Genomic DNA, 9,982 nt, shown 5'->3' on the forward strand with positions numbered 1-9,982 from the left:
TCCACAGTTCGCGATCACTCGATCCGCAGGATCGCGCTGCGCCACTTCGGCAGGTCGATGGAGATGCCGCGGGTCCACAGCGTGTTCGTATCCCCCCGGTACCGCGTCTCGCCGGACTCATCCACGAGAGAGAACACCCCATCCCGGCGAACGCGGGGAAAGATGCGCTTCTTGCCACCGGCGCCGCTGCGGCGATAGACCACGAGGTGCTGAGGACCGTACACGAGCTGCAGGTGCGCGCTCGTCCGGCGATCCTCGGCGACTCCCGCCTTGCGGAGGAAGGAGCCCAAGGCGTTGGTGGTGAGGGCCTCCGCGTCGTTCAGCCAGAGGATGGGCCTGTCGAAGCCGTCCCGTTCGAGCACCTGCCGCACGCGCTGGTCGAGATTCCGGCGGTCCGCGACGACCGCCTTGTAGTCGAAGGCCGCGTCCATTCCCTCCACCTGTTCCAGTCCGGATGGCACTTGGGTGAGCAGCGTCTCGATGATCTCGTCGTCCGTCAGCAGATGCCAGATCGGCAGGTGCAGGTCGAGCGCACGGCGGACGAAGGGGACGACGGCGAAGTTGTGCCCGTTAGCGGGCGGCACTGCTGCGGGATTCTGGATGAATGCGACCTCGGCGCCGGACCAGTCGACAGGACCAGCCGAATATACGGCCGAGAAACGGCGATAGTGCTTCTCGAACAGATCCTCAAAGGGCACGAAGTCGTTGAGGTTGTGCCAGAGGCTCCAGTGCAGCTGCCCGGCGGCACCCGCTGCGTAGTACTGCACCAGGCCCGCCTCCATCATGTAGTCCGCCGCCTGGACGCGATCCATGTCGGGCAGGAAGGAGTCGAAGCCATAGTGACCGCCCTCACCGTTGTAGACCGGATGCTTCGACGTCGAGTACGGGGCGAACAGCGCTGGGATGGCGTAAGCGAAGGTCGCGTCGATGTCACGGGCCAGCCACGGCGAATGGCGCGTCGGGGCGTCGGGGCGCGTCGGCACCGGCGCATTGGGCAGATAGTGATGAGGCGCATTCGCGTCCACCACGTTCGAGAACTGCCACGTCGGCGCCGCGGTGGAGACGTCGTGCCCGTAGGCAGGAGGCATCGCGAAGGTCAGGCGATCCGGGTCGCCCGCCTTCACCGCCAAGGATGCCTGCTCCGTCAGTCGCCGCCAGTTCGACTGAATCGACATGTATGTCGCGTGCGGCTCGTTGTGCGGGACCTCGATGCCGAGGACGTTCGGTGACCCCTTGTAGTGAGAAGCGATCCACGTGAGGGATTCGAACAGCACGGTGCGGTGCTCAGCATCCGCCAGGTCGAGTTCACCGCTCTGCGTGGACGAAGGGGCGAGGTAGGAGATGGCCGTCCCCGGCTTCCCTGTTCCGCGATCGGCGGGCGTGCCTCCCTGCCAGTAGTCGTAGGGGTCGGTGGGAAAGCGGTGCCAGTCGAAGATCACGCGGATGCCGTGCTCGCCGGCACGTGCGACGAAATGGTCAAGCATCTTGATGAACTCGGTGTTCAGCCCGCGTTTGCGCAACTCACCCGCCCACCCGACGTCGCCGGGGAAGACGCCCTTCGCCGGTTGCACCAGGCTCACGGCGAGTGGCACTCGGATGGCACCCAGTCCCCAGCTGGCCATGAGGCTGATGTCGGCATCGAGGCTCGACCACAGCGCACGACGCGGATAGCTGAGAAGGAACAGATCGTAGTTGAAGCCGGTGAACCCGAACGGAGAGTCGCCATCCCGGAACTTGCCGTCATGGATCGTTATCGGCGCCAGTTCGCGCGGCGCGCGGACCTCGACAGGGAACGCCTGTGAGACGCCGAGATGCTCGATGCGGATCTCGGCCCGCCCCGGGGCCACCGGCGCGAGGGTGCCGAACCTGTCGATCGTGATCACCGCGTTGTTCGAGGAGCTCAGTCTGGAGTGCTGTGTGACGTCACGCGCTTCGCGGTCGGGGTACGTGGCCCGCACCGTGAGGGGAACCGGGTCGGCGTCGCCCACCAGCAGCACCGGCAGACCCGAGGTCTCGAGGGATGCAGGCCTCTGCTCTTGCACGAGGTGATCGACGTGCACGTCGTCGACCCAGAGGTCACCCGTCGGGTCTGCGGCGTTGGCGAGGTGCTCCTTCCAGACTTGGATCTGGAGTGTGACCGCGTCGGAGAACCCGACGATGTTGTTCCACCTGTCCATCTCGACACCGACCCACGTTCCGGGCGTGGGCTGCACGGCGGCATACGCCTGCCTGAGGACTCGCCCTCCGCTGACGAGTCGGACGGCGACGCGAGTGACATTGCGAGCGGTGACCTTGAATCGGACCTTCGTGATATCCAGGTGGTCCAGTGACTTGATCAGCGCCACATACCGTCCGGATTCCGAGAAGTCCGCCGTAAGCCGCCCCGAGAAAGCGCCCTCGGCGGCACGCTCCTCATCTCGCACGAATCCACCTGCTGCGGTTCCGTACTCGGGGCCGAATGACACCGACCACGGCTCATGCCGGGACTCGAACCTGCCGACGATGTCGGTCCATGTCGTAGGGTCGGCGGCTGCAGCCGCCGACATGGGCGCTCCGAAGTCGCCGAGGACGGATGTCGTGACGACCGCTCCCATGCCGATGAGCAGGGTTCGTCGTGAGAAGTCGATGACCATGCCGATCTCTCCATTGTGATCCGTGGTGCTGGACGGTTGTCGGCCTGAGCCTAGTCCGAAAGCACTCTATCGTTCAATAGATTCAACGTTGGTTCCATATGTGGAACAACCCGACGAACGTCCCCTGTCTCTTCACCGGAGAGACGCGCGAACCGGAAGGCCCTTGCTGTGGTTGATCTCCGCGCGGGGCGCCGTCCACACGCGTCAAGGCACGCCAACGGGAGTCGAGCAATGCGGGTCGGAGCAGCATTGGCGCGGGGCGCGAAGGCAGCGTGGTCCGTGCCCGCGAGGCGGAGTTCGCGGAGATGGAAGGGAATCTCGAGCGCTTACGGGCCTGGTGTGGTCAGCGCGCTGATGAGGCTTTCCGCCGCCGAGTGCAGGTGCTCATCGAGCAGGCGGGCGGCGAGATCCGAATCGCCGACCTGCACGGCATCCAGGATTGCGGCATGCTGTCGGGCGATGACGGAGGCCCCGAGCAGCCGCCGCTCCTGCACTTGAGCCATGCACAGTCGGACCTCGTCGAGCACGCTGCGGTACATGCGGGCGGTGCGCTCGCTGCCGAGCGCGTCGATGAGCGCGGTGTGGAAGCGCAGGTCGGGGTCGACCGTCTCGGCGCTCGGCCCCGGGGGCATTGCCTGGATCTCGGCGTTCGCGGCGATCGCTGATGCCGGGATCGTGCGAGAGGCCGAGAGCTCACGCAGGGCCGCGCTCTCGAGCCGCGCCCGCGTGCGATACACATCGTGCACGGTCGCCGAATCGATGTCGACCACCCGCGCGGTGCGGTGCGCGGTGCGCACGAGCAGTCCCGCCGCGACGAGCTGCTCGATCGCGGCCTTGGCGCTGGGGCGGGCGACTCCGTAGGCCTGGGACACCGCCGCCTCGGTGAGCGGTTCCCCCGAGCGGATCTCGCCCGCGAGGATGCGGGTCCGCAGCCGTGCGGTCACGGCGTCGACCACGCCGACGACGTCCAGTGCTGCCTCCGGGATCGCTGCCATGCGCTCAAGTCTAGCGATCGCCCGATCTAGCGGTATACTTGTCAGACAATTTACGTCGCCGTCGAGGAGGATCCGTGCGGACGTCGCTCACCTTCCCGCTGGATCGCGCACTCCTGTCGCCCTCGACCGAGGTGAAGGAGCGGTCGATCGATCGGTTCGCGCAGGCTCATGACGCCTCGCACTACCTCCTGGTCCCTGACGCCGTGCTCTCGCCGTCCTCGGCATCCGATGTGGCGGATGTCTTCCGCGCGGTCCGCGCGGCCGGCCGTACGCTGACGTTCCGCTCGGGAGGCACGAGCCTGTCCGGCCAGGGGGTGAGCGGGGACATCCTCGTCGACACTCGCAGCGCGTTCCGGAACATCGCGGTCGAGGATGACGCGCGCATCGTCCGAGTCGGTCCGGGTGCGACCGTGCGCCAGGTCAACACGCGCCTCGCGCGCTTCGGTCGCAAGCTCGGTCCGGATCCGGCCAGCGAGATCGCCTGCACGATCGGCGGTGTGATCGCGAACAACTCCAGCGGCATGGCCTGCGGCACCGTGGAGAACTCCTACCGCACCGTCGAGTCGCTGCTGCTCGTGCTGCCCAGCGGAACCGTCCTCGACACCGGTGCTCCCGACGCGATCGAGACGCTGACCGCCGTCGAGCCGGCGATCGCGGAGGGACTGCTCGCCCTGCGGGAGCGGCTGCTCGCCTCGCCGGAGCGCGTCGAGTTCGTGCGCCGGCAGTTCTCGATGAAGAACACGATGGGTTACGGCATCAACGCGCTGCTCGACTTCGACGACCCGGTGAAGATCCTTGAGCACCTCGTCATCGGCTCTGAGGGCACGCTAGCCTTCGTCGCAGAGGCGAGGTTCCGCACGATCGAGGTGCGCCCGGCGACCGCGACCGGTCTGCTCGTGTTCGAGACGCTGTCGGACGCCATGGCCGCCCTCCCCCGGCTCGTCGAGCTCGGGCTCGCAACGATCGAACTGCTGGATGCCGCCTCGCTGCGCGTCGCGCAGGGGCTCAGCGACGTGCCGCGCGCGATCGCCGACATCCCGGTGGATCAGCATGCGGCGCTCCTCGTCGAGGTGCACGCGGCGGACGCGGATGCTCTCGTGCACGGCGCCGACATCGTGCTGTCGCACATGCGCGCCCTTCCGCTGGTCGTCGGGGCCGGGCTCACGACGGATGCTGCGGAACGCGCGGCGCTCTGGCACGTCCGCAAGGGTCTTTACACGGCGGTCGCGGGTGCGCGCCCGTCCGGCACGACCGCGCTGCTGGAGGACATCGTCGTGCCGGTGGACCGTCTGCTGTTCACGTGCGAGCGGCTGATCGAGCTGTTCGAGGAGCACGGGTACGACGGCTCGGTGATCTTCGGACACGCCAAGGACGGCAACGTGCACTTCCTCCTGAACGAGCGCTTCGACGACGCCGACAGCATCGCGCGCTACCGGCGCTTCACGGACGACCTCGTCGAGCTCGTGCTCGGTCAGCAGGGGTCGCTCAAGGCAGAGCACGGCACCGGCCGCATCATGGCGCCGTTCGTGCGGCGCCAGTACGGCGACGAGCTCACCGACCTCATGTGGGGCATCAAGAAGCTGCTCGACCCCGACGGCATTCTGAATCCGGGAGTCGTGCTGTCGGAGGATCCGGAGTCGTACCTGAAGGACCTCAAGCGCGTGCCAACCGTCGAGAAGGAGGTCGACCGCTGCGTCGAATGCGGGTACTGCGAGCCGACCTGCCCCAGCAAGAGCCTCACGCTCACCCCGCGGCAGCGGATCGTGCTCCGCCGCGACATGGCCTGGGCGGAGGAGCAGGGTGACACCGAGCTCGTGAAGGAGCTCCGCGTCGATTACGACTACGACGGTGTGCAGACATGCGCGGTCGACGGCATGTGCGGTGTCGCTTGCCCCGTCGACATCAATACCGGTGACCTCGTGCGGCGGCTGCGCGCCGAGCAGGCGTCGTCCGTCGCGGACGGCCTCTGGGATGTCGCCGCCAAGGGGTGGAGAGCGGCCGCGCGCGCCGGCGGACTCGCGCTCACCGTGGCCGATGCGCTTCCTGCGCCGCTCGTCACCGGGGTGACCAAGGTTGGACGCGCCGTGCTCGGTGCCGACATCGTTCCCCTGTATGACGCGGGGCTGCCGGGTGGCGGATCGAAGCCGCTTCGGGCGGACAGCTCGGCGGACGCCAAGGTCGTGCTGTTCGGCGCGTGCATCGGCACGATGTTCGGCCCGGAGGATCACGGAATCGGCTCGAGGGACGCCCTGCGCGAGCTACTGTCGCGCGCCGACATCCCTTTCGTCGTCCCGCAGGATGCTGGTGGGCTCTGCTGCGGGACGCCCTGGAAGTCGAAGGGGTACCTGTCCGGATATGACCGGATGACCGACCGCGTGCTCTCCTCGCTCTGGAGCGCCAGTCGTGGCGGCGAGCTCCCGGTCGTGTGCGATGCGGCATCCTGCACCGAGGGACTCCATGTCATGCTCGCCAAGGCCGCAGCCGCGCATCCGGAGTACGCGTCCCTGGTGATCGAAGACGCGACGACCTACGTGGCGCGCGAGGTGCTCCCGAAAGTGGAGGTATCGGCCAAGCTCGACCGCATCGCCGTGCACCCGACATGCTCGACCACCGCGCTCGGTGCCACCGGCGCGCTCACGGCGCTGGCGTATGCCGTGGCCGACACCGTCTTCGTCCCCGAAGGGTGGGGATGCTGCGCCTTCGCCGGCGACCGAGGGATGCTGCACCCCGAGCTCACCGCGAGTGCGACCGACGTGGAGGCGTTCGAGGTCGCGGCAGCGGCGGACGATCTCGGTGGCTTCGATGCGTACGTGTCGGCCAACCGCACGTGCGAGATCGGCATGAGCCGCGCGACCGACCGGCCATATGAGCACGTGATCGAAGTACTCGAGCGCCTCACGCGACGGTGAGTACCCGCAGGGCTCCACCCTGCCAGGTGGAGTCCCTGTAAGGGGACCGAGGGTTCAAATCCCTCCGTCTCCGCAGAACTTCTTGGCCCGGTATCCCTTGAAAACACTGGGATCGCAGGCCATAGGTTTCTCATAGAAACCCAAATTGGGTAAGAAATGTGTAAATCTTCTGGGCGCGGATGGTCAAGGCCAGTCTGTGATGTCTCAGGACATGGGTGACACTTGTGCATCAGGACATCGGTGACTTCGTGTGTCAGGACATCGGTGACGTTTGCGGGTCAGGCTAACGGCGCTGGGTTTTTCGGTCTGGGACCGCGGGGTCTGCCGTTGCCGACGTAGGCGATGCCCGGTGGTGGCCAGAGGTGTTCGACGATGGGGGTGCCTTGGGGGTCGAAAAACCATGATTCCGGCGGCTTCGTAGAGGACGAACACGTTTTGCCCGCGGAGCGGGTGACGGCGCCGGTGGAAGCGGGGCGCCCAGCTTCCGGGGTGGCAGCGGCCGAGGGCATGGTGGGGTTGCTTGCGGGATCGCCTCCCCCGCCATTTGCGGAGCGATCGGAGCCTAGAAAACGGCGCAGTATGTCCTCATGCCGCCCACAGTGACACCAGCGATCGTATGGATTTGTCCGAGGGTGAGCAGCACTTCTTCGGGTGGCCTGATGAAGCGCCTCAGTGAATCGCGAACCCCCGGCTGCCCGGAATCGCCGCCAGTAGTTCCGCGGTGTAAGGCGACGCCGGTGCCGTGAAGAGTCTCTTCGCCGGGGCGGACTCCATGACCGTGCCGTTGCGAAGCACCACCACGTCGTCGCTCACCTGCTGCACGACGGCCAGGTTATGCGACACAAACAGCATCGTGAGTCGACGCTCTTCCCGCAGCATCCGGATCAGCTCGAGGATGTCTGCCTGCACTGACACGTCCAGCGCCGAGGTGATCTCATCGGCGATGACGATGTCGGGCTCGATGACGAGCGCGCGCGATCGCGATGCGCTGCCGCTGACCGCCGGAGAACTCGTGCGGATAGCGCGCCATCGCATCGGCGGGTAGGCGCACCTCCTCGAGCGCGTGCGCGATGCGATCGCGATGGAGCCCGACCCGCTGACGCACGGGGTCGAGCGCTTCGGCGAGCGCCTGAGCGACGGTGCGTCGCGGGTCGAGCGACGAGTAGGGATCCTGCGGTATGAGCTGGATGCTGCGGCGCGCTCGCACTCGGAGCTCCCGCGTCATGGCGTTCAGTGGTGCGCCGTCGACGAGGATCTCGCCCGACGTAGGTGTCACAATGCCGACGAGCGCCTTGGAGAGCGTAGATTTGCCGGAGCCGGATTCGCCCACGAGGCCCACGGTGCGTCCGCGGCCGATCGCGACGCTGACGCTGTCGAGCGCGACGTGCGCGCGCGGGCCGTGTCCGAACGTGACTGTGAGGTCTCGGGTCTCGAGTGCGGAAGCGTTCATCGGGTGACTGTTTCCTGCGCGGCGGGCGCGATCGAGGTATCGAGGCGGGGCGTCGCCGCCAGGAGTTTGCGAGTGTACGGATGCGATGCTTCGCCCGCCGCGAGCTCGGCGCCCGTGAGTTCTTCCACGATGCGTCCCTCCTGCATCACGAGGATGCGGTCGCAGAGAGCCTCAACGACGCCGAGGTCGTGCGAGATGAAGAGCATCGACGTGCCGCGGGTGCGGTTCATGGCGCGGAACTCGCGCAGGATTTCGGCCTGCACCGTGACATCCAGCGCCGTCGTCGGCTCGTCGGCGATGATGAGCGACGGATCGACGACGAGCGCGGACGCGATCATGGCGCGCTGCCGCATACCGCCCGATAGCTCGTAAGGGTGGGCGGCGAGGAGCCGTGCGGGATCGGGGATGCGCACGGTGCGGAGGGCCTCGGTGATCGCTTCCTCGGCGCGACGCTTCGAGTACCCGCGGTGGATCCGCAGCACTTCGGTCAGCTGGGAGCGCAACGGCAGCGCCTGATTGAACGTCGACGACGGGTCCTGGTAGACGAGCGCGACGGATTCGGCCATGGCCTTGGGGTCGGGGTCGCCCACGAGCAGGTCGATGCCGTTTAGCTCGAGGCGGTCGGCCTCGACGACGAGTCCGTCGGGGAGCAGACCCGCGATCGCCATCGCGGTGAGCGACTTGCCGCTCCCCGACTCGCCGACGATGGCGAGGATCTCACCGCGGGCCAACGACAGCGTGCTGCCGTGGACGAGCTCCTCACCGGCCGTCGTCGAGATGCGCATGTTCGCGAGCTCCACGACGTTGTCAGTCATCGGGGTCGACGTCGCGACGCGACGCGCGCGGTGACGCGGCGTGCGGGCGGATGCCGCGAGTCGGCGGCTGCGTGGATCGGCCGCCGCCGCAAGCCCGTCGCCGATCAGCATCGCCGCGAGCGCCATCACCGTGATCATGAGGGCCGGCCCGAGCAGCTCCACCGGGCGGGAGTAGATCGCCGGCAGCGCGTCCGAGAGCAGTCGGCCGAGGTCGTAATCGGGTGGCTGCACGCCGAGCCCGACGAACGAAAGCCCCGAGATCTCCATGATGACGACCGAGAACGTCGTCGACGTGACGATAAGGAGCGGTTCGGCCACGTTGGGCAGCATGTGGGTCGTGATCATGACGGGGCGCGGCACTCCGAACAGCCGCGCCGTCGTCATGTAGTCCCTCGCGGCGATGGATGCCGCGAGGTTGGCGGTGAGCCGTGCGAAGGAGGGGATGATGCCACGGTGATGTCCGTGAGCCACAGCTGGTTCGGACCCTCAGCGGTGAAGTCTCGCTTGACGAGATCGTCATGCACCGGCACGCCCGCCTTTTGGTAGCGGCGCTTCCGAGTCGTGATCACCGAACGGATCCCCGCGAGGCGGCACAGGCGCCACACGCGCCGCTCACTGACCCGATAGCCGAGATCGTGGAGGTCGTCTGCGAGGACCCGGTATCCGCCCTCGGGGTCGTCCTCGTGCAGCCCCCGGAGCACCTCGATCAGGTGAGCGTCCGTTTCGTGCGTTGGTGGACTACGGGAGCTTGGACGCGAGGACGTCGGCCGGCAGGATCTCGGGTGCTGCGCCGAGGAGGTGCTGGTTGGCCGTCAGGGCTGCGACGATGGCGCCGTTGGCGTGGGCGTCGCGAGCGGCTTCGTCGGGGAATGCATCGAAGATCCAGAAGGTGTCGGCGTGGGTCCTGACCGCGAACCAGACAATCGTTCCTACTTCTTCGTTGGCGAGTGCGACAGCGCCGGCGAGCAGATCGGCGACTGCGTCGTGCTGTCCATCGGCCGCGACGATCTTGGCGACGAAGGCATACGGGAGTGATGCGGGTGTGGACATGAGGGACGGCGGATTCAACCGGTCAGCGCAATGAGTGCTGTGAGATGAAGCACACGCTGATCTCGGGAGGCATTCGTTGCAGGGCAAGCATGGTCATCTCAGTCGTGAGCAGAAGCAGCTCGCGCTCCGT

The 9,982-nt window shown here is 67.1% G+C and carries 7 protein-coding genes and 1 pseudogene; 1 reads left to right on the forward strand and 7 read right to left on the reverse strand.

The window, feature by feature from the left end:
• Positions 1-14: 14 nt before the first annotated feature.
• Both ACYVJ0_RS12505 and ACYVJ0_RS12510 read right to left on the reverse strand, forming a co-directional pair.
• Positions 15-2,633, reverse strand: a complete 2,619-nt coding sequence (locus ACYVJ0_RS12505; protein ID WP_460818140.1) for a glycoside hydrolase family 5 protein — start codon at positions 2,631-2,633, stop codon at positions 15-17.
• Positions 2,634-2,959: 326 nt separating this feature from the next.
• Positions 2,960-3,628 (reverse strand): GntR family transcriptional regulator, encoded by a 669-nt coding sequence (locus ACYVJ0_RS12510; protein ID WP_449569625.1) that lies wholly within the window; start codon positions 3,626-3,628, stop codon positions 2,960-2,962.
• 74 nt (positions 3,629-3,702) lie between these two features.
• Here ACYVJ0_RS12510 and ACYVJ0_RS12515 point away from each other — a divergent pair, with 74 nt between their 5' ends.
• Positions 3,703-6,537, forward strand: coding sequence for an FAD-binding and (Fe-S)-binding domain-containing protein (locus tag ACYVJ0_RS12515; protein WP_460818142.1), 2,835 nt, complete (start codon positions 3,703-3,705; stop codon positions 6,535-6,537).
• A 669-nt stretch (positions 6,538-7,206) separates the two neighbouring features.
• On the opposite strand, the gene ACYVJ0_RS12520 is transcribed toward ACYVJ0_RS12515, so the two are convergent.
• The 5 genes and pseudogenes from ACYVJ0_RS12520 to ACYVJ0_RS12540 all read right to left on the reverse strand — a co-directional run bounded on the left by ACYVJ0_RS12520 (position 7,207) and on the right by ACYVJ0_RS12540 (position 9,852).
• Positions 7,207-7,452, reverse strand: coding sequence for a hypothetical protein (locus ACYVJ0_RS12520; RefSeq protein ID WP_460818143.1), 246 nt, complete (start codon positions 7,450-7,452; stop codon positions 7,207-7,209).
• Positions 7,453-7,471: 19 nt separating this feature from the next.
• Complete coding sequence (locus ACYVJ0_RS12525) at positions 7,472-7,867, reverse strand: ATP-binding cassette domain-containing protein (protein ID WP_460818145.1); 396 nt, start codon at positions 7,865-7,867, stop codon at positions 7,472-7,474.
• A 116-nt stretch (positions 7,868-7,983) separates the two neighbouring features.
• Positions 7,984-9,273, reverse strand: coding sequence for a dipeptide/oligopeptide/nickel ABC transporter permease/ATP-binding protein (locus ACYVJ0_RS12530; protein ID WP_460818147.1), 1,290 nt, complete (start codon positions 9,271-9,273; stop codon positions 7,984-7,986).
• A pseudogene (locus tag ACYVJ0_RS12535) lies at positions 9,255-9,512 on the reverse strand (IS3 family transposase); the annotation flags it as partial. The gene ACYVJ0_RS12530 and the pseudogene ACYVJ0_RS12535, both read right to left, overlap by 19 nt.
• A gap of 28 nt (positions 9,513-9,540) precedes the next feature.
• Positions 9,541-9,852 (reverse strand): putative quinol monooxygenase, encoded by a 312-nt coding sequence (locus ACYVJ0_RS12540; RefSeq protein WP_460818149.1) that lies wholly within the window; start codon positions 9,850-9,852, stop codon positions 9,541-9,543.
• Positions 9,853-9,982: the final 130 nt, after the last annotated feature.

It is taken from the genome of Microbacterium petrolearium (assembly GCF_054782875.1).

Coding starts and splice junctions, on each gene's coding strand:
- ACYVJ0_RS12505 (WP_460818140.1), bottom strand. CDS start 2,633: ATGGTCATCGACTTCTCACGACGAACCCTGCTCATCGGCATGGGAGCG.
- ACYVJ0_RS12510 (WP_449569625.1), bottom strand. CDS start 3,628: ATGGCAGCGATCCCGGAGGCAGCACTGGACGTCGTCGGCGTGGTCGAC.
- ACYVJ0_RS12540 (WP_460818149.1), bottom strand. CDS start 9,852: ATGTCCACACCCGCATCACTCCCGTATGCCTTCGTCGCCAAGATCGTC.